The following is a 23,820-nucleotide window of genomic DNA, read 5'->3' as shown; positions in this document are numbered from 1 at the left end:
TGCCGGCGAGCCCGATGCTGGACGCGCCGGCCGATTCCGTCGCCGACCCGGACTGGGCGGCGTTGGCGCGCCAGTCGCTGCAACAGACCGACGCGCGGCTGTACCGCCGCTTCGACCAGGGCGACAACATCGAACGCCTGCTAGCCCTGCGCGCACGCGCGGCCGATCACCTGATCCGGCTGTCCTGGCATCGCTGCCTGCCCGCCGGTTCGGGAATGGCGCTGTTCGCGGTGGGCGGCTACGGGCGCGGCGAGTTGTTCCCGCGCTCGGATATCGACGTGCTGGTGCTCGGTGCGCCCGAGCAGCAGCGTCGGCACGAGTCCGGGCTGGCACGCTTCTTCGCCCTGCTCTGGGATTGCGGCCTGCCGGTCAGCCACGCGGTGCGATCGGCGGCCGAATGCACCCAGGCCAGCGCCGATCAGACGGTGCTGACCGCGCTGATCGAGTCGCGCCCGGTCGTTGCCGATGACACGGCCCGTCAGGCATTGAAGGCAGCCGTGAACGTGGAGGGCCTGTGGCCGCCACGCGAATTCTTCCTCGCCAAGCGCGAAGAGCTGCTGGCCCGCCATCAGCGTTTTGGCGACACGGCGGACAATCTCGAGCCGGACATCAAGGACGGCCCCGGCGGGCTGCGCGATCTCAATACGCTGGGCTGGATGGCACTGCGTGCGTTCGGCGTGCGCGATCTGGAAGCGCTGGTCGGCCTCGGCCATCTCGGCCCGGATGAAGCGGCCGCGCTCAAGCGCGAACGCTGCGCGCTGGCACGGCTGCGTTTCGGCCTGCACCTGGTCGCCAACCGGCCCGAAGAGCGCCTGCGCTTCGATTACCAGAAAACACTCGCTGCGCGCCTGGGTTTCGAAGACGACATCGAAAGCCTGGCCGTGGAAAAAATGATGCAGGGGTTCTACCGCAGCGCCACCGTGGTACGCCGGATCAGTGACCGCCTGCTGCAGCGCTTCGAGGAACAGTTCGATGGCGAAGCGGTGCCCGAGCCGGTGAGTGTCGGTTTCTCGCTGCGCCGCGGTTACCTGGCCGCCAATGATCCCGCGTGGCCGCAGGGCGACATCGAGCAGGTATTCGCGCTGTTCTCCAGCTGGGCCTACAACCCGGATGTGCGCGGCCTGCATTCGCTGACCGCCCGCGCGCTGGCCGAGGCGTTGCCGGAGCTGGCGGCGTATACCGATGCCAGTGCCGTGGCACGCGAACAGTTCCTGGCGCTGCTGCGCAGCCCGCGCGCGGTCGATACCCTGGCGCGGATGGCACGCCTGGGCGTGCTCGGCCAGTGGATCCCCGCGTTCGCGCAGGTCTCCGGGCGCATGCAGTTCGATCTGTTCCATGTCTACACCGTGGACCAGCACACGCTGATGGTGCTGCGGAACATCGGCCTGTTCGCCAGCAGCCGCGCGGATGAGCGCTTCTCGATCGCGCATGAAGTGTGGCCGCGCCTGCGCAAGCCGGAGCTGCTGCTGCTGGCGGGCCTGTTCCATGACATCGCCAAGGGCCGCGGCGGCGATCACTCCGAACTCGGTGCGGTGGACGCCCGCGAATTCTGCCAGGCGCTGGCGCTGAGCAGTTCCGATACGGAGCTGGTGGCCTGGCTGGTCGAGCAGCATCTGCGCATGTCGGTTACCGCGCAGAAGCAGGACATTTCCGATCCGGACGTGATCCATCGCTTCGCCACCCTGGTGGGCAGCCGCGACCGGCTCGATTACCTGTATCTGCTGACCTGTGCGGATATCGCCGGGACCAGCCCCAAGCTCTGGAATGCGTGGAAGGACCGTTTGCTGGCCGACCTGTATTTCGCCGCGCGCCGCGCGCTGCGCGACGGGCTGGAGAACCAGATGCCGGCCGCCGAGCGGGTCGCCGAAGCGCGCGAATCGGTGCGCCAGCTGGTGCGCGAGCGCGGCTATGACGATGCCACCATCGAGCGCCAGTTCACCGTGATGCCCGATGAGAGCTTCATCCGGCTGCGGCCCGAACAGCTTGCCTGGCAGGCGGCCGCGCTGGTGCCGATCAAGCAGGGCCAGACCCTGGTCAAGGTGCGCCGGATCACCCCGGACGACCACGCGCTGGAGGTGTTCGTGCACTCGCCGGATCGCGACGGCCTGTTCGCGGCGATCGTGATGACGCTGGACCGCAAGGGCTACGGGATCCATCGCGCGCGTGTGCTGGACGGCCCGGTCGACACCATTTTCGATACCTTCGAAGTGACCCCGGCCGACAGCTTTGCTGATGGCGATGCGCTGCGCCTGGAGGCTGGCCTGCGTGAGGCGCTGGCCGGCGATCTGACCCGGCTGCGCCCGTCGCGCCGTGTCATTCCGCGCCAGCTGCGGCACTTCCGTTTCGCCCCACGCATCGAGTTCCGCGATGTCACCGATGGCCAGACCACCAGTACCCGTTTCAGCCTCGTCGCACCCGACCGCCCCGGCCTGCTGGCCGACGTGGCGTTCGTGCTGCGCAACCAGCGGCTGCGCGTGCATGATGCGCGCATCGCCACGTTCGGCGAGCGCGCCGAAGATATGTTCGTGATCAGCGATGAGCATGATCACGCCCTGACCGAATCCGCCAGGCAGCAGCTGCAAGACGCGATGCTCGCCTGCCTGGACCCTGATCGAAACGCCGGAGACCCCCACTGATGGCCACCAAGCCTGCCAAGAAGACTGCCGCGAAGACCGCGGCGGCCAAGACCCCTGCTGCCGCGCCTGCGGTGAAGAAGACTGCTGCCGCAGCGAAAAAGGCGGCACCCGCAGTGAAGAAGCCTGCCGTGAAAAAGGCGCCGGCCCGCAAGGTTGCCGCCACGCCGGCCGAGAGCGCCGCCAAGCGCAGTGCCAGCCGTGATGCCACCATCGCGCGCAAGTCGCTGCGCAAGCCGGCCACGCCGGGTGTGGAAGAACTCAAGTTCGGCATCGAGAGCGCGTTCGAGCGCCGTGCCACGCTGACCCTGCACGAGATCGAAGGCTCGACCAAGCCGCTGGTCGGCCGCGTCATCGATGGCCTGGAAACCGGTGAATTCCGGGTTGCCGAGCCCGACGGCCACGGTGGCTGGAAGGTCAACGAATGGCTGAAGAAGGCCGTGCTGCTGTACTTCCGCGTCAACGACATGGCCGTCGTCGATGCGCGCCCGGCGCCGTTCTGGGACAAGGTCGAATCGCGTTTTGCCGGCTTCGATGAAGCCAAGTTCCGCCGCGCCGGCGTGCGCGTGGTGCCCGGTGCGATCGCACGCCGCGGCAGCTACTTCGGCAAGGACGTGGTGCTGATGCCGAGCTTCACCAACATCGGCGCCTACGTGGGCGAGGGCACCATGGTCGATACCTGGGCCACGGTGGGTTCGTGCGCGCAGATCGGCAAGCACTGCCACCTGTCCGGCGGCGCCGGTATCGGTGGCGTGCTGGAACCGCTGCAGGCCAGCCCGACCATCATCGAAGACCATTGCTTCATCGGTGCGCGTTCGGAAGTGGTGGAAGGCTTCGTGGTCGGCCATCACAGTGTGATCGGCATGGGTGTGTTCCTTGGCCAGAGCACGCGCGTCTACAACCGCGCCACCGGCGAGATCAGTTACGGTTCGGTACCGCCGTACAGCGTGGTGGTGTCCGGGCAGCTGCCGTCCAAGGACGGCTCGCACTCGCTGTACTGCGCCGTGATCGTCAAGCAGGTCGATGCCAAGACCCGCAGCAAGACCAGCGTCAACGAGCTGCTGCGCGGCCTGGCCGACTGAGCACGCCGCAGCCCGCGCTGGCGCAGGCAGCGCGCTACCGGCACCCGTTCGCGGGGTGGCCGGGACGCGCGCTGCAGCGTCTGCTCGGCTGCGCGCACCTGATCGCCGCCCGGCGCGCGCTGACCCGCGTGCTGCCGGTGCCGGCGTTGATCAGTGATGTGCGTGAGGTGGTGTACCTTAGCTGGTGGGTAGACGTGCGTCGTGCACCGCCGCCACCGCCAGGCCATCGCCTGTTCGTGCATGACGGGCGCACGCCCTACACGATCCTGACCTACCGTCACGGCCATTTCGGGCCGGCGCTGGCGGGGCCGTTGCGTGGCCTGTTTCCGTCGCCGCTGCAGAGCAACTGGCGCTGGTATGTGGTGGCGGACGATGCAGCTGCCGGGGCCGCCACGCCGCGGGTCCTGTTCGACCGCAATGTGATCGACAGCGGGGTGTACGCAGTCGGTGCACGGCTGTGGAGCGACGCCATGCAGCCGCATCTGGCCGCGCGTTTCGAGCATGCCGTGGATGCCAACGGCGGGCACACCGTGATCGAGCCGGGGCAGGGCAGTGCGCCCGCACTGCAGGCGCAGGTGCGTCCGGCAACGGCCTTGGCGGCGGCGTGGGCGGCCGGGGCGTTCACCGATGCAGCGCAGGCCATGGCGTTCCTGGCCTGCCAGGAGGCCGCGTTCGCGGTCGCCCCGGATGGTCGGCTGGTCCTGACCCATATCGATCTGCCGATCACCCTGGCCGAGGTGCAGCCGCTGCGGCTGGAGGGGACGGTGTGCTGCCCGCACCTGGCCGCGATGGGCGTCGATCTGGCCGATGCGTTCTGTTTCCGGGTGCCGCAGGTGCCCTTCCGGGTCGTGTCCGAACGCCTGTTGTGACATCCTCACGGCGTCCTTCCTGATCGATGCTGCACGCCGCGCCATGACCACCACTCTGTACGGATTGAAGAACTGCGACACCTGCAGGAAAGCCACCAAGTGGCTGGACCGTTTCCAGGTGCCGTACACCTTCGTCGACTACCGCGACCACACGCCAACGCCGGAGACCCTGATCGACTGGGCGGCCCAGGCCGGCGGCTTCCCCGCGTTGATCAACCGGTCCTCCACCACGTGGCGGCAACTGCCGGAGAACCGCAAAGCGGCCGACTCCGAGGCCGAGTGGAAGCTGCTGCTGCGCGAGTACCCGCAGCTGATCAAGCGCCCGGTGGTGGTGAGCGCCGATGGCGTGATGACCCAGGGCTTCTCGGACAACGGCTTCAAGCAGCGGTTCGGAGTGGGCGCGTGAACGACGTCGTTGCCCTGACCTGCGACCTGATCGCGCGCGCCTCGGTCACGCCCGAGGATGCCGGTTGCCAGGCGCTGCTGGCCGGCCGACTTGAGCGCGCCGGCTTCCACTGCGAACACCTGCGCCTGGGCGAGGTCGACAACCTGTGGGCCACGCACGGGCAGGGCGCACCGGTGCTGGTGCTGCTCGGGCATACCGATGTGGTGCCGACCGGCCCGGTTTCGGCCTGGACCAGTGATCCGTTCGATCCGCAGATCCGTGATGGCGTGCTGTACGGACGTGGCGCGGCCGACATGAAAGGCAGTGTGGCCGCGTTCGTGGTCGCCGCCGAGCAGTTCGTGGCCGCCCATGATGACCATCCCGGCACCTTGGCCGTGCTGCTGACCAGTGACGAGGAGGGCGACGCCATCGATGGTGTGCGTCGTGTGGCCGATATCTTCCGCGAACGCGGCCAGGCCATCGACTGGTGCATCACCGGTGAACCGTCCTCCACCGCGGTGCTCGGCGATCTGCTGCGCGTGGGCCGCCGCGGCAGTCTCTCGGCTACGCTGACGGTGCAGGGCGTGCAGGGCCATGTCGCGTATCCGGACAAGGCGCGTAATCCGATCCATCTGGCCGCCGCGGCACTGGCCGAACTGACCGCACGGCACTGGGATGATGGCTTCGAGAGCTTCCCGCCGACCAGCCTGCAGGTCTCCAACATCCATGCCGGCACCGGGGCGAACAATGTGATTCCGGGTGAGCTGCAGGTGCTGTTCAACCTGCGCTACAACCCGCACTGGAATGCGCCGGCGCTGGAGCAGGAGATCGCCGCGCTGCTGCAGCGTCATGCGCTCGAGTACACGCTCAAGTGGCATCGCAGTGGCGAGCCGTTCTATACCCCGGAAGGCACGCTGCGCCGGGTTGCCCGCGAAGTGCTCGGTGTGTTCGCCGGTGCGCCGCCGGAGGAGAGCACCGGCGGTGGCACCTCCGATGCGCGCTTCATCGCGCCGCTGGGCGCGCAGTGCATCGAAGTGGGGCCGGTCAACGCGAGCATCCATCAGGTTGACGAAAATGTCCGCGTGGCGGATCTGGAAGCGCTGCCGGCGTTGTACCAGCGCCTGATCGAGCGTTTGCTCGCCTGACGCCATCGGGTTGAATCTACCGCCGCTCGATTACGGTAGTGCCGGCCGCTGGCCGGTTCGCCCTTACGCCACGATCAGCCCGAACGACGCCAAGGCGGCCGCTGCCTGGCGCTGTGAAATCACTGCCTTCTTGAACAGCTTGGCGTCCATCACGTTGAGCCCGCTGATGTCGGTGCCGCGCAGGTCAGCGCCTTCAAACCGCGTCAGCCGTGTCTGTGCATTGCGCAGGCTGCCGCCGTTGAAGACCGCATCGCGGAAGTCGCAGCCGGACAGCTCGGCCTCGGAGAAATCCATACCCTCCAGCTGCGCCTTGCGGAACGACATCCCGCGCAGGTCCGCGCTGACCAGCAGGCAATCGCGGAATTCCAGCGCCCAGCCGGTCACTTCCTGCAGGTGCGCGCCAGTCAGCTTGCAGTCCTGGAACTGCACCGAGGAGAGCGTTGCGCGGCGCCAGTGACTGTTGTTGAGATCGCAGTGCGAGAAGCGCGCATCGCTGAGCAGGGCCGAACTGAAATCGCACTGGCTGCCGCGGCACTTCGTCCACTGGCTTTCTTCCAGCGAGGCCGCCAACCAGCTCGCGCCGGTGACCGAGCACTGGTTGAACTGGAACCCATCCATGTCCAGCCGCGAGAAGTCGCCGTGATCGAACGTGCAGTTCTCGAACACGGCCGCCCGCGGATGCGCGGCGATGATGGCCTGCATGCGGTCGCGGGTGAGGGTTTCATCGCGGAACGTGGCGGTGTTCATGCGGTCATTCTGGGCGATGTTCCGGACCATGGGCAGACTTGAAGCGTGTTGCGGAATGTGTACAAAACGGCGCCCCGATGCCCGGCACTACTCGAACGTCCAGAACGGCGGCTCGATGGTCTTGCGCCAGTAGGTTTCCCCGGCCAGGTAGAACTTCTGCGCATAGGCCTTGGCGAACCAACCGGCGGCCGCGTCCAGATCACGCGTCACGCCGGCGCGGCCGCGGCCCAGCAGCAGGCCGCTGGAATACTGGCCATACACATTGCCCTGGTCCGCCGCCAGCCGATACCAGCGCAGCGCCTCGATACCATCGCGCGGCAGACCCATGCCCAGTTCGTACATCGCCCCCAGATCCGCCTGGGCATCGGCGTCGCCGCGCTGCGCACGCCGCTGGATGTCGACGACCAGCGGATGCAGGGTGCCATCCGCCTGCGCCGCGATCGCCTGCGGCAGCCGCGAGGATTCGGACGGCATGTGGAAGTAGATCGTCGCGCGCAGGTCCCAGCGCAGCGCGCTGGCCGTGTCACCGCGTTCGCGATGGAACTTGGCCAGCATGAGCATCGCCATCGGGTTGCCATGGTCGGCGGCAGCGCGGTACCAGCGCTCTGCTTTGCGCGGTGACGCGCGCAACGCAGGGCCCTGGAGGATGTTCGGGCCGGTGCCATGCAGCAGCTCACCGTGGGTCCAGATCCGGCCCAGCGCCTCTTCGGCCTGGGGGTTGTGGAACGTCCACGGAGTGACGGCGGCGGCACGCTCGTACCAGGTCACCGCGCGCGGGTCGTTGAAGGTTTCGTAGGTTCTCGCGGCGTCCCAGGCACTGTCGAAGCTGCCATCGGCCGCCTTAGTCTCGAGCGACTGCACGATGCTCGCCGGCGTCCGCGAGGGGGCGCTGCTGCAGGCGATGAGGAAGAGGAGCAGGGCGATGCCGCCCAGGCGTGAAGCGATGCGTCCGATGCGAGGGGTCATGCCAGCCAGGGGGTACACAAGGGCGGTGATTATCGCCCGGCCCAGCAGCCCCGGGTTGTCCGCGGCGGTCGGTTTGGTTGCCATCGCAACAGTTGCACCGCCGCCCAAACCCGGTTACGGTCGGTCCATGTCCTCGTTCCCGGCCACCGCTGTCAGCAATACCAACCGCACTAATCTGCGCGCGAATAATCGTGCGCGGCCGATGCGGGACTGCGACCAGGGCTAGTACAAGCAACACGCCCGGACCCCAGAAAACCCGCATCGACCGATGCGGGTTTTTTTGTGGCCCGGGTTTACCCCTTCCGGGCCTGGGTGGCCGGTCGAATGCCTGCAATACGTGTATTCCCCCATCATCAGGAGCTGTTCCCATGTGTTCGATCTTCGGTATTTTCGGCCTCCAGGCGGGCGACGACCTCGCCGCATTGCGCCGCCACGCGCTGGACCTGTCGCAGCGCCAGCGCCATCGCGGCCCGGACTGGAGCGGGGTGTACGTCGATGACGGCGCCATCCTGGTCCACGAGCGCCTGGCCATCGTCGATCCCGCCGGTGGTTCACAGCCGCTGCTCTCCGAAGACGGCGGCCTGGCGCTGGCGGTCAACGGCGAAATCTACAACCACCGCGAACTGAAGGCCGAGCTGGCCCAGCCGTACGCCTTCCAGACCGGCTCGGACTGCGAGGTGATCAACGCCCTCTACCGCGAAGACAGCCCGGCCTCGTTCCTGAACCGCCTCAACGGCATCTTCGCCTTCGCGCTGTGGGACCGCGCCGAGCAGCGCGTGCTGATCGCCCGTGATCCGATCGGCGTGGTGCCGCTGTACTGGGGCCACGACAAGGACGGCCGCCTGGTGGTGGCCTCCGAACTGAAGTCGCTGGTGGACATCTGCGCCGACGCCGCGCAGTTCCCGCCGGGGCATTGGTACGACAGCGCCACCGGCACGCTCACCCGTTACTACGAGCGCCCGTGGCGCGACTACGATGCGGTCGAAGGCGTGGAGGCGGATCGCGTCGAACTGCGTGAGGCGTTCGAGCGCGCGGTGCACCGCCAGTTGATGACCGATGTGCCCTACGGCGTGCTGCTCTCCGGGGGGCTGGATTCGTCGCTGGTCGCGGCCGTCGCCGCGCGCTATGCCCGCCACCGTGTCGAAGATGGCGATCAGAGTGAAGCCTGGTGGCCGCGCCTGCACTCCTTCGCGATCGGCCTGAAGGGCTCGCCCGATCTGGCGGCCGCCGCCATCGCGGCCGAAGCCCTGGGCACCGTGCACCACGGTTTCGAGTACACCTTCGAAGAGGGGCTGGATGCGCTGCCGGAAGTGATCCGCCACGTGGAAACCTACGATGTCACCACCATCCGCGCCTCCACGCCGATGTTCCTGCTGGCGCGCCGGATCAAGGCGATGGGCGTGAAAATGGTGCTGTCCGGTGAGGGCAGCGATGAGATCTTCGGTGGCTACCTGTACTTCCACAAGGCGCCGAACGCGCGCGAGTTCCATGAGGAGCTGGTGCGCAAGCTCGACGCGCTCAACAACTACGATTGCCTGCGCGCCAACAAATCGATGATGGCCTGGGGCGTGGAGCCGCGCGTGCCGTTCCTGGATCGCGAGTTCCTCGATGTGGCCATGCGCATCGATGCCAAGCACAAGATGGTCGGGCAGGGCCCCGCCGGTGCACGCCGGATCGAGAAGGCGGTGCTGCGCGAGGCCTTCGAAGGCTACCTGCCGGACTCGATCCTGTGGCGCCAGAAGGAGCAGTTCAGTGACGGTGTCGGCTATGGCTGGATCGACGGGCTCAAGGCCCATGCCGAAGCCCAGGTCAGTGACCGGGTGATGGCCGCGGCGGACAAGCGCTTCGTGCACAACCCGCCGCAGACCAAGGAAGCCTACTTCTACCGCCACGTGTTCGAGCAGTACTTCCCCACCCAGGCCGCGGCGGAGACCGTACCGGGTGGCAAATCCATCGCATGCTCCTCGCCAGCGGCGATCGCGTGGGACGCCAGCTTTGCCGCGATGGCCGATCCCTCCGGGCGCGCCATCGCCGGCGTACACGAACAGGCACTGGCCTGATCGGATGTGCCACACCGCCGCGTCGTCCGCGGTGGTGTGGCGACGCGTGCAGCCCGTAGAATCGCCCCTTCAATCGATGGGGATCGGTCATGGACTCTGACACCACCGGCATGCGCCGCAGCGGGCTGGCCTGGCGCTACCTGGGCTGGGTGGCGCTGCCGCTGTTGATCGGCCTGGGCCTGGCGCGGTTTGCCGGCCCGGCCGTGACCGCGCAGGTGGCCCGTGCAGAGTCCTCGCTGGGGGCCGACTGGGCTGCGCATCTGCATGCGCCGCTCGGTCTGTTCCTGCTGCAGTTGCTGGTGTTGCTGATGGTCGCCAAGGGCGCGGGCTGGGTGTTCCGCCGCCTGGGCCAGCCGGGGGTGATCGGTGAGATGGCGGCCGGCCTGATGATGGGGCCGCTGGTGCTGGGCGCCGTGTTGCCGCAGGTACATGGCGTGCTGTTCCCGCCGGCATCGCTCGGTCCGCTCGGTCTGCTCAGCCAGCTCGGCGTGCTGATGTTCCTGCTGGTGGCCGGGGCGGAGCTGGATCTGGGCGGACTGCGGGGGCGACGTCGTTTTGCCTTCGTGGTCAGCCATGCCGGCATCGCGGTGCCCTTCGTGCTGGGCGTGCTGCTCGCGATCTGGCTGTACGGTGCACACGCGCCGTCGGGCGTGGGCTTCACCGGCTTCGCGTTGTTCGTGGGTATTTCATTGAGCATCACCGCTTTCCCGGTGCTGCTGCGCATTCTGGCCGACCGGGGCATGACCGGCACGCCGCTGGGCCAGACCGCCATCGCCTGCGCCGCGCTCGGTGATGCCACTGCATGGTGCCTGCTGGCCCTGATCGTGGCGGCTGCGCAATCGCAGGGCTGGGTGCCCGCGACGATCAATCTGGTCTGCGTGGTTGCCTTCGTCGCGTTGATGCTGGGCGTGGTGCGCCCGTGGTTCTCGCGCCTGGTGATCGCACCGGGCCAGGAAGGACGCTGGCTGCTGATCATGCTGTTGATGGCGCTGGCCTGCGCGCTGGTTACCGAGATGCTGGGCATCCACGCGCTGTTCGGCGCCTTCGCGGCCGGCGTGGCGGTCTCCGGCAACGCCACCCTGCGGCACACCGTGGCCGAGCGCGTCGAGCCGTTCGCGGTGACCTTGCTGCTGCCGCTGTTCTTCGCCATGACCGGCCTGCGCATGCGCGCCGATGCCCTGCAGGCCAGCGACCTGGCGCTGTGCCTGATCGTGATCGTGGTGGCCACGCTGGGCAAGCTGATCGGCACCTGGAGCGCAGCGCGCAGTGCCGGCATGGGCAGCCATGAGGCGTGGAAGCTCGGTGCCCTGATGAACACCCGCGGCCTGATGGAGCTGATCGTGCTCAACCTGGGTTACGAGCTGGGCTTCCTCGGCGACCGCCTGTTTGCCGTGCTGGTGATCATGGCCCTGGTGACCACGGCCATGACCGGGCCGCTGCTCAACGCAATGGAGCGGTGGAAGAGGCGGTAGCCGTAGGGGCGGCCACCGCCCGTGATCATTCCACGGGGACCAGCGTCAGCGTGTACGCGGTCTTGCCCGGCAGGAACGGGGTGGGTGTTCCCTGCACCCAGGCGTCGTGTCCGGCGCCCCAGAACGGTGACAACGGGTGACCGCTCTGCCCACCGGGCATGTGGATCCATCCCTCGGCTTCGTGGCCGGGCGAGACCACCATCCGCTGCGACGCCCCGAATGCGGGCCCCTGCACACGGGGCATGTCGCGGTCGCCGGGCAACCGATCGGCGGGCATGCACAGCCATCGTCGGGCGACGTTGGGCAGGGCGCGACTGACCGGGTGACAGATCGAGGCGGTGTTGCGTTCGCCCCACGTACGCGCCTCCAGCGGTCCCTGACTGCTCAGGTCTGCCTCCAGCGCCTTGGCGGTATCGGTCAACAGCGCAGTCCAGCTGGCATACGGGGGCGGCAGCAGATGCGCCGGCCGTTCGCTCACCAATGGCCACAACACGCCCTCGAACTGCCCCAGTCGCGGCTCCAGATAGGCCTCGCCGAGCTGTGCTTTCGCTGGCGCGAGCAGGCCTTCGCCAACGCGGTCGATCAACATGCCGCGGAAACCGCGGGTGATCCGGTAGCTGACCGAATCGACGCCCGCATGGCCCTCCCATCGCCGGGTTGCGACCTCAAGCCGCTGCAGGGCAGGGTCGTCGCTGGTGGTGACGATCTCGCGCAGCAGGTGCCACCAACGCGTGAGCAGCAGGGCACGATCGTCGAGCTGGATCGCCAGCAGGTCCGCCTCGGTGAAGCGCTCTTTCGCCATCAGGCCATCGCGGATCTGCCGCCCGCGTGCACCCAGATCGTAGCCCCCGTTCCCGGCGATGGCCAGCGCGTCCCCATCGAGTACACGGCCGTTGGCGGTCCACAGCCGATGGGAGGGGGGATCGATCAATGCGGGCGCGCCATCGCTGCGGATCGCCCACGGCGTGCAGCTCGCGGGCGCCGTGATCGTGTTGCCGTCTGGCGGGCAGCCCGCAGCGCGATCCGGGCGTGTGCCGATCAACCGCCAGGCGATGCGTCCGTTACGGTCGGCGATCACCAGATTCTGCGCGGGAATACCGCTGCGGTCGGCTACCTGGAACGCCTGGTCAAGATCCCTTGCGCGCGCCATCTCGGCAAAGTCCAGACGGACCGCACCGGGAAGCTGTGCCGTCCAGCGCAGTGCCTCGCCACTGCCGTCCGGCCGTTCGTGGAGTACCGGACCCCAGGCGGTCTCGCGCACGCGCAGCGTCACCGGCGCTTGACCGGCGACGCGGATACGCTCTTCATGCGTGGTGATGCCTTGGGCATCGGCGGGTACGCTGCGGAAATCGGCGGTGTCGATGTAACTGTTGGTGAAGCCCCAGGCAACGTGTCCGTTGCTGCCGACGACGATGGCCGGCAGGCCGGGCAGCGAGAAGCCGCTGACATCGACGCGCCCGTCGGGCGCCTGCGGATCGGGATAGCGCAGCCGTACCCGGAACCAGAGATTTGGCGCGCGCAGTCCCAGGTGCATGTCGTCGGCGACGATGGCGCGGCCGTCCGTGGTCAGTGCACCGGACACGGCGAAGTTGTTGCTGCCCAGTACGTCCGGGTCCAGATGACCGGCGGCGGCACCGGTTGCCTGCGCCGCATCGAGCCGTCGGAGATTGAGCGCCGTGGCGTCCGGTAGCGGGGCGTTGCCGCGCGCCCCGCCGAACAGGGGGGCATCCCATTCGCTGCCCTCGTGGCTGAGCAATGCATACAGCGCCGGTGGCACCACCGCGCGGATCCGCGCCATCGCCAGTTCGTTCTGATTGGTGGGGTCCTGCAGGTCGGCATACATCGCCAGCCCGGTCAGCACGCTGTCTTCGGTCCGCCACGGTGCGGGCGTCTGGCGCAGCAGCAGATAGGGCCAAGGCCGTACCCGAAGATCCGCGACGCCTTGGTTGATGCCGTCCACATAGGCCTGCAGGGCAGCGGCACTGCTGCCCGTGGCAACCTCCAGGTGGGCCTCGGTGCGCGCCCGCAGCCGGTGCACGCGCATGCGCTTGTCCATCTTGATCGCCGCCGGGCCGAACAGCTCGGCGAGCTCGCCAGCGGCAGTACGACGCATGAGGTCCATCTCGAAGTAGCGCTCCTGCGCATGCACCAGACCCAGCGCCCGCATCGCATCGGCCTGGGTTCCGGCCTCGATGGTAACCACGCCCAAGGCATCCCGGGTGATGCTCGCCGGCGCCGCCAAGCCGGTCATGGGCTGTTCGCCTTCCAGGCGGGGCAGGCTGCCGCGCAGCAGCCACCACACCATCAAAACCGCCGCCAGCGTCAGTATCAACACTCCCCAGACCAACCGCTTCAGCCAATGCCGCATCCCGCGCGTCCCCCTGTAGGTGTGGTTCGATTGTAGGGAGGCGTGAACGCCCTGTGCACGCCGACCGAAGCGCAACTGCAACTGATTCCGATTAGATCACCGGAATTCCAGATAGGGCACCATGCGCGCATTGATTCATCAGGAGCACCCCCCATGAAAGGCAACCCGGACGTCATCGCCTGCTTGAAGGAACTGCTGCGCGGCGAGTTGGCTGCGCGCGACCAGTACTTCATCCATTCGCGCCGCTACGAAGACCAGGGCCTGTTCGCGCTCTATGAGCGCCTCAACCACGAGATGGAAGAAGAGACCCAGCACGCCGACGCGCTGCTGCGCCGCATCCTTTTCCTCGGCGGCGACCCGGACATGCGCCCGCATGTGTTCGAGCCCGGCGTGACCGTGGAAGAGATGTTGCAGAAGGACCTGGAGACCGAGTACAGCGTCCGCGACAACCTGGCCGCCGGCATGAAGCTGTGCGAACAGCACCAGGACTATGTGAGCCGCGACATGCTGCTGGTGCAGTTGAAGGACACCGAAGAAGACCACGCGTGGTGGCTGGAACAGCAGTTGGGCCTGATCAAGCGCATCGGCCTGGCGCTGTACCAGACCAGCAAGATGGATGCGAAAGGCACCGCTGCGCACTGAGTGCGGCATCGGGTTCCGCACGCCAGCCAGCCTTCGCCAGCCAGCTGCTGAACCCCCGTCCGCCCGCCAGCCTCTGCCAGCCAGCTGACGTTGATTCGAATAGAGAGGCCGGGGAAACCCGGCCTTTTCTGTGGGCAAAAAGGTTCTCCCTCCGTCCGCGTGGCAAGCCTGAAGCGCTCTGAACCTTTCAGTCGCGGCCGCAGGTGGGTCGAGCGCTGGGCCGCGATGCCCTTGCCGGCGAATGTCCCCCGGCGTCGGCCTGCGGCCGCCACCTCCTCCTTTATTTCGCCCACAAGGGCATCGCGACCCACGTATAGAGACCACTGGCGCTTCACAGCAATGCCCGGTGTTACGCCTGCGCGCCGCGAGCCGAGCCCCGTAGCGGCCGGCAGGCTCCTGGGCAAAATCAAGGAGGAGGACGTCGCCGTCAGGCGGCGGCCGGGGGACATTTGCCGAGGGGCCTGCCGGTCGCTACGGGGCCCCTCACGCTCTCGGTAGACCCGAGCGGAGGCACCGCCAGATCCAACATGCACCGCAGGCGCTCCCTTCGTTGGGAGAAGAACAAAAAAACGGCCGGGTTTCCCCGGCCGTTCCGATTCACGTCAACACCGCGACGCTTACTCCACCGCCAGCCCTTCCACCTTCTGCCAGCCACGCGGCAGCAGATGGCCACGGGTGGCGCGGGTGCCCAGGTAGGTGTCCAGATCCTTGAACGACAGGTTCATCGTGCGCTGGCCGCTGCGGACCAGCAGCGTGTTGCCCGGCGCAACGGACACCACCGCGACCACGCGCTCGGTGGCGAGCTTGGCCTTGGGGATGTCGATGATCTTGTTGCCCTTGCCCTTGTCCAGTTCCGGCAGGTCGCTGGCCGCGATCGCCAGCAGGTTGCCCGAGCTGGTCACGGCCACGATGCGATCCGTCTCCGGATTGGCGACCACGGCCGGGGTCAGCACCTTGGAGCCGGAGGTCAGGTTGAGCATCGCCTTGCCGGCCTTGTTGCGGCCGGTGAGGTTCTCGAAGCGGGTCACGAAGCCGTAGCCGTGCGTGGAGGCCAGCACGAAGCGCGTGTTGTTCTCGCCGCTGGCCAGCGTCATGAAGGCGCTGCCCGGCGCCGGCGAGAAGCGACCGGTCAGCGGTTCGCCGTTGCCACGGGCCGAGGGCAGGGTGTGGATCAGGGTCGAATAGGCGCGGCCCTCGCTGTCCAGGAACGCCACCTGCTGCGTGCTGCGTGCGCGCACCGAACCGAGCAGCGCATCGCCATCACGGTAGGACAGGGTGGACGGGTCCATATCGTGGCCCTTGGCCGCACGGATCCAGCCCTTCTCCGAGAGCACCACCGTCATCGGCTCGCTCGGCACCAGCTCGGTTTCATCGATGGCCTGCGCCGCGCCACGCTGCACCAGCGGCGAGCGACGGTCATCGCCGAACTTCTTGGCATCGGCCACCAGCTCATCGCGGATCAGCTTCTTCAGCTTGGCCTTGCTCTCCAGGATGCCGACGATCTTGTCGCGCTCCTTGGCCAGCTCGTCCTGCTCACCGCGGATCTTCATCTCTTCCAGGCGGGCCAGCTGCTTCAGCTTGGTTTCCAGGATGTACTCGGCCTGTTCCTCGCTCAGCGCGAAGCGCGCGATCAGCGCCGGCTTGGCTTCGTCCTCGGTGCGGATGATGTGGATCACTTCATCCAGGTTGAGGAAGGCGATCAGCAGGCCATCCAACATGTGCAGGCGGCGCTCGACCTTCTGCAGGCGATGGTTGAGGCGGCGGGTCACGGTGGTGCTGCGGAACTGCAGCCACTCGCTGAGCAGGGTCTTGAGGTTCTTCACCTGCGGGCGGCCGTCCAGGCCGATCACATTGAGGTTGACCCGGTAGCTGCGCTCCAGATCGGTGGTGGCGAACAGGTGGCCCATCAGCTGCTCGGCGTCCACGCGGTTGGAGCGCGGTACCAGCACCACGCGCACCGGGTTGGCGTGGTCGGACTCATCGCGGATGTCCTCCAGCCACGGCAGCTTCTTGGCGCGCATCTGCGCGGCGATCTGCTCGATCACCTTCGACGGCGACACCTGGAACGGCAGCGCGTTGACCACGATGTTGCCGTTCTCCTTCAGGAAGGTGGAACGCGCCCGCACGCTGCCGTAGCCGGTTTCGTACATGGTGCGCAGATCGGCGATCGGGGTGATGATCTCGGCGAAGCTCGGGTAGTCCGGGCCTTTCACGTGCTCGCACAGGTCGGTGACCGTCGCATCGGGGTCGTCGAGCAGGTGCAGCAGTGCGCTGACGATCTCGTTGAGGTTGTGCGGCGGCACATCGGTGGCCATGCCCACGGCGATGCCGGTGGTGCCGTTGAGCAACAGGTGCGGCAGGCGCGCCGGCATCCAGGTCGGCTCTTCCAGCGTGCCGTCGAAGTTCGGGGTCCAGTCGGTGGTGCCCTGGTTGATCTCGCCCAGCAGCACTTCGGCGATCGGGGTCAGCTTGGACTCGGTGTAGCGCATCGCTGCGAACGACTTGGGATCATCGGTCGAGCCGAAGTTGCCCTGGCCTTCGATCAGCGGGTAGCGGTACGAGAACGGCTGGGCCATCAGCACCAGCGCTTCGTAGCAGGCGCTGTCGCCATGCGGGTGGTACTTGCCGATCACGTCACCGACGGTACGCGCGGACTTCTTCGGCTTGGAGGACGCGTTCAGACCCAGCTCGCTCATCGCGTAGATGATGCGGCGCTGCACCGGCTTCAGGCCGTCGCCGAGGAACGGCAGTGCGCGGTCGAGCACCACGTACATGGAATAGTCCAGGTACGCCCGTTCGGCGTACTCGCGCAGGGGCAGCTGTTCAAAGCCGTGGAACGCGGGGCGGGCAAGATCGGTCATGCGGGATTGTTACCTGTGGCAAGGGACGGCGACGGCTGTCGCCCTCGCAGGCGGATGATTATCCGGATGCGGCCGGGGATGCCAAGCCGCGTGATGGGTTCAGGGGGAGTCCGCTGCGCGCCAGATAGCGCCCGGGCGGGCTGCCGAAGTGGCGGCGGAAGACAGTAACGAAGGCGCTGGGGCTGCTGAACCCCAGTTCGTGCGCGATATCGGACACGCTCTGGCCATCGGAGAGCCGGCGCAGCCCCTCGGCCAGCCGGGCCTGCTGGCGCCATTGCGCGAAGCTGAGCGTGGTTTCATCGCGGAAGTGCCGGGTCAGTGTACGCGGCGACAGCCCGGCCCACTGGGCCCATTGCTCCAGGCTGCGGCCGTCGGCCGGGTCGGCGATCAGCTGCGAGGCGATCCTCAGCAGGCGCCGGTCCTGCGGCATCGGCAGGTGCATGCGCTGGCGCGGCGCATTGCGGATCTCGTCCAGCAGGACCTCGATCATGTGCTGCTGGCGCAGGCTCGGCTCGGCCGCGGGCACCCACGCGGTGACGCGCAGCGAGAGCGCCTGCAGGAGATCGGAAATGGCCAGCACGCAAGGTTCGTCGGGCAGATCACAGGCCATCGGCGCGCTCACGATCACGCCCCAGCCACGCAGCGGCCCGCAGATATCCACCGTATGCGGCTCGCCCGGTGGCATCCAGCCGGCACAGCCCGGTGGCAGCGACCAGGTGCCGTGGCGGGTGCGGGTGGTGAGCAGCCCGGCCTCCACGCAGATCAGCTGGGCGCGCCGGTGCTGGTGCCAGTCGATCTCGCGTTCCAGCCCCTTGGGGCTCTCGATGCGGAAGCCGAGCACGCCCAGTCCGTCATCCCGCTCGAACCAGTCCAGGACCTGGTTGCGGATCATCTGGGTGGCCTCGGTCTCCAGCGCTGGCCTGAAAGTGTTATCCATTGTCCAAATTGTAATACCCGGCCAGTGGCGGGCGCCATTAAGGTAGCGACCTCCCATTGTTCTGATTGCTGCAACACAGCATTTGGTTCCAAATTAAATATTTCTATTGAGAAATATATTTTTTGGAAGAGAATGCTCACCCATGATCTGCCCTGATGCCCATCCCCCCAGCTTCGGACTCCTGCTGCGCCAAGTGCGCGATGGCCTGGTCCGTCAGCTAGACACGTCGATGGCCGAGGAAAACCTCGGTATTGGCTTCACCCACTATCTCGGCCTGAAGGTGCTCGCGGCACGTGCCCCGTGCACCGCCAACGAGTTGGCCCAGGCCCTGGACCAGGTGCCCAGCGCGGTCACCCGCCTGCTGGACAAGCTGGAAGCCCTGGACTGCGTGCGGCGCGAGCCACATGCCCAGGACCGGCGGGCGCTGCAGATCGTGCTGACCGAGCCGGGCCGCCAGTTGTGGGCCCGCCTCAAACAGCGGGGCGACCAGACCATCGACGACGCCATGCGTGATCTGTCTGCGGACGAACGCGCGCAGCTGCTTTCCCTCATGACCCGTGTACGCGACTCACTGGTAACGCCATGACTTCCATGTTTGAACGTTCTTATTCACTGCGCCCACTGCGGCCGGTGCTGGTCTCCGCGCTGGCGCTTGCGCTGGCCGCGTGTGCCAGCAGCCGCGGCCTGGAGCCGCAGGGCCGTCTGCTCGATGCCGACAGCCTGCAGACCCAGCGCACCCTGGCCGGCACCGGCCTGAGCCAGCCCGGCTGGCCAGCCACGGACTGGTGGCGCGCGCTGGGCGATCCGCAGCTGGACGCGCTGATCGCCGAAGGCCTGCAGCGCAATCCGGGGCTGGACGCGGCCGATGCACGCCTGCGCCAGGCGCGTGCCCAGATCGGCACCGCCCGCGCCGACCGCCTGCCCAGCGTGTCCGCCTCCGGTGGCTACACCGGCGTACGCCTGCCCGAATCGATGGTCGGCGACGAACTCGGCGGCAGCTATGCCGGCAGCGGCCAGGCCTACCTGAGCTTCAGCTACGGCATCGACCTGTGGGGTGGCAAGCGCGCCGCGTGGGAAGCGGCCGTGGACAGCGGTCATGCCGCCGAAGTGGACGCCCAGGCCGCACGCCTGAATCTCTCGGCCGCCATCGCCGAGGCGTATGCACAGCTCGGTTACGCATGGACGCTGCATGACGTGGCCAGCGAAGAACTGGCCCGATCGCAGAAGACGCTGGAGCTGACCCGTCAGCGACGTGCCGCCGGCATCGACAGTGACCTGCAGACCCGCCAGGCCGAAGCCCGTATTCCGGCCGCGCAGCAGCAACAGCAGGCCGCGCAGCAGCAGATCGACGAAGCCCGCACCGCGCTCGCCGCGCTGGTCGGGCAGGGCCCGGACCGGGGCCTGCAGATCGTGCGCCCGCAGGTGTTGAACCCGCTGGCCCTGCAGCTGCCCGGCGTGCTGCCGAGCGAACTGCTCGGCCGCCGCCCGGACATCGTCGCCGCGCGCTGGCGCGTGGAAGCAGCCAACCGCGAGATCCACGCCGCCAAGGCCGCGTTCTACCCCAGCCTCAACCTGACCGCCCTGGGCGGCGTGGTCTCCAGTGAAGTAGACCAGCTGCTCAAGAGTGGCTCGACGTTCGCTTTCCTCGGCCCGGCACTGAGCCTGCCGATCTTTGACGGTGGCCGCCTGCGCGCCAACCTGGGCAAGACCGACGCGCAGTACGACCTGGCCGTGGCCGATTACAACCAGTCCGTGCTCAACGCACTGCGCGATGTCGCCGACCAGGTCAACGCGGTGCGCTCGCTGGCCGACCAGGCCAATGCCCAGGCCCAGGCCGTCAGCACGGCGCGTGCCGCCCATGACCTGGCCGAACAGCGCTACCGCGCCGGCATCGGCAGCTACCTGGATGTGCTCAGCGTCGAAGAGCAGTTGCTGGTCTCCCAGCAGCGGCTGGCCGAACTGCAGTCGCGTCAGATCCTTGTTTCGGTCCGCCTGAGCCAGGCGTTGGGCGGTGGCTTCACCCCGACCAGCGATGCCGCCACGGTCGCCGCCACCCCCGAATCCTCGCATTCCTGAGAGTCATCCCCATGAGTCAGACCTCCGCCCCCGCTGCCGAGAAGGCAGCTCCCTCCCGTCGCGGCAAGCTGCTGCGCGGCCTGCTGGTCATCGTAGTGCTGCTGCTGGCCGCGCTGGCCCTGTGGTACTTCATGTTCGGCCGCTGGTTCGAAGAAACCGACGATGCGTACGTGCAGGGCAACCAGGTCCAGATCACCCCGCTGATCAGCGGCACCGTGGTCGGGATCAACGCCGATGACGGCATGCGCGTCGAGCGCGGCCAGTTGCTGGTCCAGCTGGACCCGGCCGACACCGAAGTGGCCCTGCAGCAGGCCGAAGCCAACCTCGCCAAGACGGTCCGCCAGGTGCGCGGTCTGTACCGCAGCGTGGAAGGTGCCCAGGCCGAATTGAACGCGCGCCAGGTAACCCTCAAGCGCGTGCGCGAGGACTTCAACCGTCGTAAGGATCTGGCCAGCAGCGGCGCGATCTCCAATGAAGAACTGGCGCACGCCCGCACCGAACTGGCGGCTGCCGAAGCCGCCGTGGCCGGTTCGCGCGAGACCTTCGAGCAGAGCAACGCGCTGGTCGATGACACCGTGATCGCCACCCAGCCGGACGTGCAGGCCGCTGCCGCGCAGCTGCGCCAGGCCTACCTCAACAATGCCCGCGCCGGCATCGTCGCGCCGGTCACCGGTTACGTGGCGCGTCGTTCGGTGCAGGTCGGCCAGCGCGTGCAGCCGGGCAATGCCCTGATGGCCGTGGTGCCGACCGAGCAGATGTGGGTGGAAGCCAACTTCAAGGAAACCCAGCTGCGCCACATGCGCCTGGGCCAGGAAGTGGAGCTGCGTTCGGACCTGTACGGCGGTGATGTGACCTACAAGGGCCGCATCGACAGCCTCGGCCTGGGCACCGGTTCGGCGTTCTCGCTGCTGCCGGCGCAGAACGCCAGCGGCAACTGGATCAAGATCGTGCAGCGCGTGCCGGTGCGTATCGCCATCGATGCCAAGCAGCTGGCCGAGCATCCGCTGCGCATTGGTCTGTCGATCAAGGCCGAAGTCAGCCTGCGTGACCAGAAGGGCACCGTGCTGCCGACCGAGATCGCCAAGGGCCAGGTGTTTGATACCGACGTCTATGCCAAGCAGCTGCACAGCGCCGACGATGTGATCCACCAGATCATCCAGCGCAACCTGCCGCAGCAGGGCAAGGCGAGCTGAGGCGACCATGTCCGCACAAGCTCCCGCCGCACCGGGCGCCCCCGCGGCCCCGGGCACGGCCTTCCGGCCGGCCAACGTCGCCCTGTGCACGGCAGGCCTGGCGATGGCCTCGTTCATGCAGGTCCTGGACACCACCATCGCCAACGTCTCCTTGCCGACCATCGCCGGTAATCTCGGCGCCAGTTCGCAGCAGGCCACCTGGGTCATCACCTCGTTCGCGGTCAGCACCGCGATCGCGCTGCCGCTGACCGGCTACCTCAGCCGGCGCTTCGGCGAGACCAAGCTGTTCGTGTGGGCCACGTTGGCCTTTACATTGGCCTCGCTGCTGTGCGGCCTGGCTCAGAGCATGGGCATGCTGGTCGTCTCACGTGCGATCCAGGGTTTCGTCGCCGGCCCCATGTACCCGATCACGCAGAGCCTGCTGGTCTCGCTCTATCCACGTGAGAAACGCGGGCAGGCGCTGGCGTTGCTGGCCATGATCACCGTGGTCGCGCCGATCGCCGGCCCGATCCTCGGTGGCTGGATCACCGACAACTACAGCTGGGAATGGATCTTCCTGATCAACGTGCCGCTCGGCATCTTCGCCGCGCTGGTGGTGGGCAACCAGCTCAAGGGGCGCCCGGAACAGATCGAAAAGCCGAAGATGGATTACGTCGGCCTGATCACCCTGGTGATCGGCGTGGGCGCGCTGCAGCTGGTGCTCGATCTGGGCAACGACGAAGACTGGTTCAGTTCGACCAAGATCGTCGTGCTGGCCTGTGTGTCGGTGGTGGCACTGGCGGTGTTCCTGATCTGGGAACTGACCGACAAGGATCCCATCGTCGATCTGCGCCTGTTCCGGCACCGCAACTTCCGTGCCGGGACGCTGGCGATGGTGGTGGCCTACGCGGCGTTCTTCAGCGTGGCGCTGCTGATTCCGCAATGGCTGCAGCGTGACATGGGCTACACCGCGATCTGGGCCGGTCTGGCGACCGCACCGATCGGCGTGTTGCCGGTGATCATGACGCCGTTCGTGGGCAAGTACGCCTCGCGGTTCGACATGCGCATGCTGGCCACGATCGCCTTCATCTTCCTGTCCTTCACCAGCTTCCTGCGCTCGGGCTTCAACCTGCAGGTGGACTTCGGCCATGTGGCCGGCATCCAGCTGATCATGGGTATCGGTGTCGCCTTGTTCTTCATGCCGGTGCTGCAGATCCTGCTGTCGGATCTGGACGGTCGCGAGATCGCAGCCGGTTCCGGTCTTGCCACCTTCCTGCGCACGCTGGGCGGCAGCTTCGCCGCCTCGCTGACCACGTGGTTGTGGGCACGCCGCACCCAGGAGCACCACGCGCATCTGACCGAGCACATCTCCGGCTACACCCCGGGCATGCAGGACCAGGTGACCGCGATGGGGCAGGGCGACCTGCAGCATGGGGCGGCCGCGCTCAACAACATGATCAACCACCAGGCCTCGCAGATGGGCTTCAACGACATCTTTTTCCTGCTGGGCTGGATCTTCCTGGCCATCATCGCCTTCCTGTGGCTGGCCAAGCCGCCGTTCGGTGCAGGGGCGGGCGCTGCCTCGGCCGGTGGGCATTGACGTGCTTGCGGTGAGCTGAAACGAAAAACCCCGCCCAGTGCGGGGTTTTTTGTCAGACTTGTGCATGCTCCGCTGCCCAACTGACGACAGATGCCCCTCTAGTGAGGCGCAAGATTAGTCCTAGCGATCTCACTCCCCCAAGCAGTATGCAGATCGCGACGATGCCTAAGATGATGCTGTAAGGCGGGCCGCGATCAAGGAGCTCGAGCTGAGTGGCTTCCTGAGAAATCGCAGCAAGCGCTGCCAGGACGCCGGTGAGAATGGCCACGATATTGAAGCGGGTGGCCGCGTACTTGGCTTCAAGCTCTAGATGACGGGCCTTGTTCTGCAGCGCTGTTCGCCCAAGGTGGGACAAGCCCTTCGCAACTTGCTCATCTGCTTCATGCCTTTTGTCCATATGCGCATATAGGAACGATCGCGTGGGCATGGTGATGAAGATGGCGAGAGCAGCAAGCCATAAGGCGGCCATGAGGTACATCAGCGAGAGTATGCCCAAGCCCATGGGAAACCATAAGGATGTGTCCTCGTTTCCACTTACGAGTTTGATGATTGTCACGACGATAAGAATTGCGAACCAGCCTACGATGCTCGCAATCGAGATCCTCTCAAACGAGTCATACCAGGACTTAGGGTGAGGCACGGGCCGCAGGTGCTTAAGAACATCCGATGTAGAAAGCAGGTGCGTCTTTTCAGTGCTAACCATCTCAAGTTTCCATCCAGATCTGCAGTCCAATGACGGCATGGAAGGTTGCAACTTGAGGAGAGTGGTTCCTTAGCAACCTACGGCGGTCATTTGACTGGCCCG

At 67.0% G+C, this 23,820-nt stretch carries 18 protein-coding genes; 12 read left to right on the top strand and 6 right to left on the bottom strand.

The features are described from left to right. Positions 1-14: 14 nt before the first annotated feature. From AC06E9_RS14720 to dapE, 5 genes are read left to right on the top strand one after another with little or no spacing between them, the layout of a single operon-like run. Entirely contained in the window at positions 15-2,636 is a 2,622-nt protein-coding gene (locus tag AC06E9_RS14720) for a [protein-PII] uridylyltransferase (RefSeq protein ID WP_478056387.1), read from the top strand. After that, on the top strand, positions 2,636-3,715 hold the full coding sequence (gene dapD / locus AC06E9_RS14715; RefSeq protein ID WP_478056307.1) for a 2,3,4,5-tetrahydropyridine-2,6-dicarboxylate N-succinyltransferase: 1,080 nt from the start codon (positions 2,636-2,638) through the stop codon (positions 3,713-3,715). Before AC06E9_RS14720 ends, dapD begins: the two co-directional genes overlap by 1 nt. Next, complete coding sequence (locus AC06E9_RS14710) at positions 3,712-4,584, top strand: hypothetical protein (RefSeq protein WP_478056386.1); 873 nt, start codon at positions 3,712-3,714, stop codon at positions 4,582-4,584. Before dapD ends, AC06E9_RS14710 begins: the two co-directional genes overlap by 4 nt. A 43-nt stretch (positions 4,585-4,627) precedes the next feature. Further along, entirely contained in the window at positions 4,628-4,990 is a 363-nt protein-coding gene (locus AC06E9_RS14705) for an arsenate reductase (RefSeq protein ID WP_121041511.1), read from the top strand. Next, a complete protein-coding gene (gene dapE, locus AC06E9_RS14700; RefSeq protein WP_478056306.1) occupies positions 4,987-6,114 on the top strand; it encodes a succinyl-diaminopimelate desuccinylase in 1,128 nt (375 codons plus the stop codon). The genes AC06E9_RS14705 and dapE overlap by 4 nt, the downstream gene beginning before the upstream one ends. A gap of 63 nt (positions 6,115-6,177) precedes the next feature. Here the strand turns inward: dapE and AC06E9_RS14695 are convergent, their stop codons facing one another. Both AC06E9_RS14695 and AC06E9_RS14690 read right to left on the bottom strand, forming a co-directional pair. Beyond that, complete coding sequence (locus AC06E9_RS14695; protein WP_478056305.1) at positions 6,178-6,861, bottom strand: pentapeptide repeat-containing protein; 684 nt, start codon at positions 6,859-6,861, stop codon at positions 6,178-6,180. 87 nt (positions 6,862-6,948) lie between these two features. Next, entirely contained in the window at positions 6,949-7,827 is an 879-nt protein-coding gene (locus AC06E9_RS14690) for a tetratricopeptide repeat protein (RefSeq protein WP_478056385.1), read from the bottom strand. Between the two features lie 368 nt (positions 7,828-8,195). Here AC06E9_RS14690 and asnB point away from each other — a divergent pair, with 368 nt between their 5' ends. Then, a complete protein-coding gene (gene asnB, locus AC06E9_RS14685; RefSeq protein ID WP_282262702.1) occupies positions 8,196-9,887 on the top strand; it encodes an asparagine synthase B in 1,692 nt (563 codons plus the stop codon). An 89-nt stretch (positions 9,888-9,976) separates the two neighbouring features. Continuing rightward, on the top strand, positions 9,977-11,359 hold the full coding sequence (locus AC06E9_RS14680) for a cation:proton antiporter (RefSeq protein ID WP_282262704.1): 1,383 nt from the start codon (positions 9,977-9,979) through the stop codon (positions 11,357-11,359). Positions 11,360-11,384: 25 nt separating this feature from the next. Here AC06E9_RS14680 and AC06E9_RS14675 read toward each other — a convergent pair whose 3' ends face one another. Further along, positions 11,385-13,727 (bottom strand): penicillin acylase family protein, encoded by a 2,343-nt coding sequence (locus AC06E9_RS14675; protein WP_478056304.1) that lies wholly within the window; start codon positions 13,725-13,727, stop codon positions 11,385-11,387. A gap of 153 nt (positions 13,728-13,880) precedes the next feature. Here AC06E9_RS14675 and bfr point away from each other — a divergent pair, with 153 nt between their 5' ends. Then, positions 13,881-14,369 carry a bacterioferritin gene (bfr, locus tag AC06E9_RS14670; RefSeq protein WP_121041522.1) on the top strand — a complete coding sequence of 163 codons (489 nt, stop codon included), beginning with the start codon at positions 13,881-13,883 and terminating at the stop codon, positions 14,367-14,369. A 617-nt stretch (positions 14,370-14,986) separates the two neighbouring features. Here bfr and parC read toward each other — a convergent pair. Then, the gene (gene parC, locus AC06E9_RS14665; RefSeq protein ID WP_121041523.1) at positions 14,987-17,230 is read right to left on the bottom strand and encodes a DNA topoisomerase IV subunit A; all 2,244 of its coding nucleotides are present in this window, start codon (positions 17,228-17,230) and stop codon (positions 14,987-14,989) included. A 58-nt stretch (positions 17,231-17,288) separates the two neighbouring features. After that, complete coding sequence (locus AC06E9_RS14660) at positions 17,289-18,167, bottom strand: AraC family transcriptional regulator (protein WP_152151784.1); 879 nt, start codon at positions 18,165-18,167, stop codon at positions 17,289-17,291. A gap of 142 nt (positions 18,168-18,309) precedes the next feature. Between AC06E9_RS14660 and AC06E9_RS14655 the strand changes: the two genes are divergently transcribed. From AC06E9_RS14655 to AC06E9_RS14640, 4 genes are read left to right on the top strand one after another with little or no spacing between them, the layout of a single operon-like run. Continuing rightward, positions 18,310-18,753, top strand: a complete 444-nt coding sequence (locus tag AC06E9_RS14655) for a MarR family winged helix-turn-helix transcriptional regulator (RefSeq protein ID WP_121041527.1) — start codon at positions 18,310-18,312, stop codon at positions 18,751-18,753. Between the two features lie 5 nt (positions 18,754-18,758). Then, complete coding sequence (locus AC06E9_RS14650; RefSeq protein ID WP_152151786.1) at positions 18,759-20,243, top strand: efflux transporter outer membrane subunit; 1,485 nt, start codon at positions 18,759-18,761, stop codon at positions 20,241-20,243. A gap of 11 nt (positions 20,244-20,254) precedes the next feature. Next, on the top strand, positions 20,255-21,436 hold the full coding sequence (emrA, locus tag AC06E9_RS14645) for a multidrug efflux MFS transporter periplasmic adaptor subunit EmrA (protein WP_121041531.1): 1,182 nt from the start codon (positions 20,255-20,257) through the stop codon (positions 21,434-21,436). Positions 21,437-21,443: 7 nt separating this feature from the next. Then, the gene (locus tag AC06E9_RS14640) at positions 21,444-23,015 is read left to right on the top strand and encodes a DHA2 family efflux MFS transporter permease subunit (RefSeq protein ID WP_121041533.1); all 1,572 of its coding nucleotides are present in this window, start codon (positions 21,444-21,446) and stop codon (positions 23,013-23,015) included. A 52-nt stretch (positions 23,016-23,067) separates the two neighbouring features. Here AC06E9_RS14640 and AC06E9_RS14635 read toward each other — a convergent pair whose 3' ends face one another. Then, complete coding sequence (locus AC06E9_RS14635; protein WP_121041535.1) at positions 23,068-23,718, bottom strand: hypothetical protein; 651 nt, start codon at positions 23,716-23,718, stop codon at positions 23,068-23,070. Positions 23,719-23,820: the final 102 nt, after the last annotated feature.

Source organism: Stenotrophomonas sp. Steno-Z10-BAI, assembly GCF_056393115.1.
Note: the sequence above shows the minus strand (reverse complement) of the source record. Positions and strands in the feature narration are given on the sequence as shown.

Bases quoted from the DNA above. Each gene is read 5' to 3' on its own strand.
- AC06E9_RS14720 (WP_478056387.1), top strand. From the start codon at position 15: ATGCTGGACGCGCCGGCCGATTCCGTCGCCGACCCGGACTGGGCGGCG.
- dapD (WP_478056307.1), top strand. From the start codon at position 2,636: ATGGCCACCAAGCCTGCCAAGAAGACTGCCGCGAAGACCGCGGCGGCC.
- AC06E9_RS14705 (WP_121041511.1), top strand. From the start codon at position 4,628: ATGACCACCACTCTGTACGGATTGAAGAACTGCGACACCTGCAGGAAA.
- AC06E9_RS14695 (WP_478056305.1), bottom strand. From the start codon at position 6,861: ATGAACACCGCCACGTTCCGCGATGAAACCCTCACCCGCGACCGCATG.
- AC06E9_RS14690 (WP_478056385.1), bottom strand. From the start codon at position 7,827: ATGACCCCTCGCATCGGACGCATCGCTTCACGCCTGGGCGGCATCGCC.
- asnB (WP_282262702.1), top strand. From the start codon at position 8,196: ATGTGTTCGATCTTCGGTATTTTCGGCCTCCAGGCGGGCGACGACCTC.
- AC06E9_RS14680 (WP_282262704.1), top strand. From the start codon at position 9,977: ATGGACTCTGACACCACCGGCATGCGCCGCAGCGGGCTGGCCTGGCGC.
- AC06E9_RS14675 (WP_478056304.1), bottom strand. From the start codon at position 13,727: ATGCGGCATTGGCTGAAGCGGTTGGTCTGGGGAGTGTTGATACTGACG.
- bfr (WP_121041522.1), top strand. From the start codon at position 13,881: ATGAAAGGCAACCCGGACGTCATCGCCTGCTTGAAGGAACTGCTGCGC.
- parC (WP_121041523.1), bottom strand. From the start codon at position 17,230: ATGACCGATCTTGCCCGCCCCGCGTTCCACGGCTTTGAACAGCTGCCC.
- AC06E9_RS14660 (WP_152151784.1), bottom strand. From the start codon at position 18,167: ATGGATAACACTTTCAGGCCAGCGCTGGAGACCGAGGCCACCCAGATG.
- AC06E9_RS14655 (WP_121041527.1), top strand. From the start codon at position 18,310: ATGATCTGCCCTGATGCCCATCCCCCCAGCTTCGGACTCCTGCTGCGC.
- AC06E9_RS14650 (WP_152151786.1), top strand. From the start codon at position 18,759: ATGTTTGAACGTTCTTATTCACTGCGCCCACTGCGGCCGGTGCTGGTC.
- emrA (WP_121041531.1), top strand. From the start codon at position 20,255: ATGAGTCAGACCTCCGCCCCCGCTGCCGAGAAGGCAGCTCCCTCCCGT.
- AC06E9_RS14640 (WP_121041533.1), top strand. From the start codon at position 21,444: ATGTCCGCACAAGCTCCCGCCGCACCGGGCGCCCCCGCGGCCCCGGGC.
- AC06E9_RS14635 (WP_121041535.1), bottom strand. From the start codon at position 23,718: ATGGTTAGCACTGAAAAGACGCACCTGCTTTCTACATCGGATGTTCTT.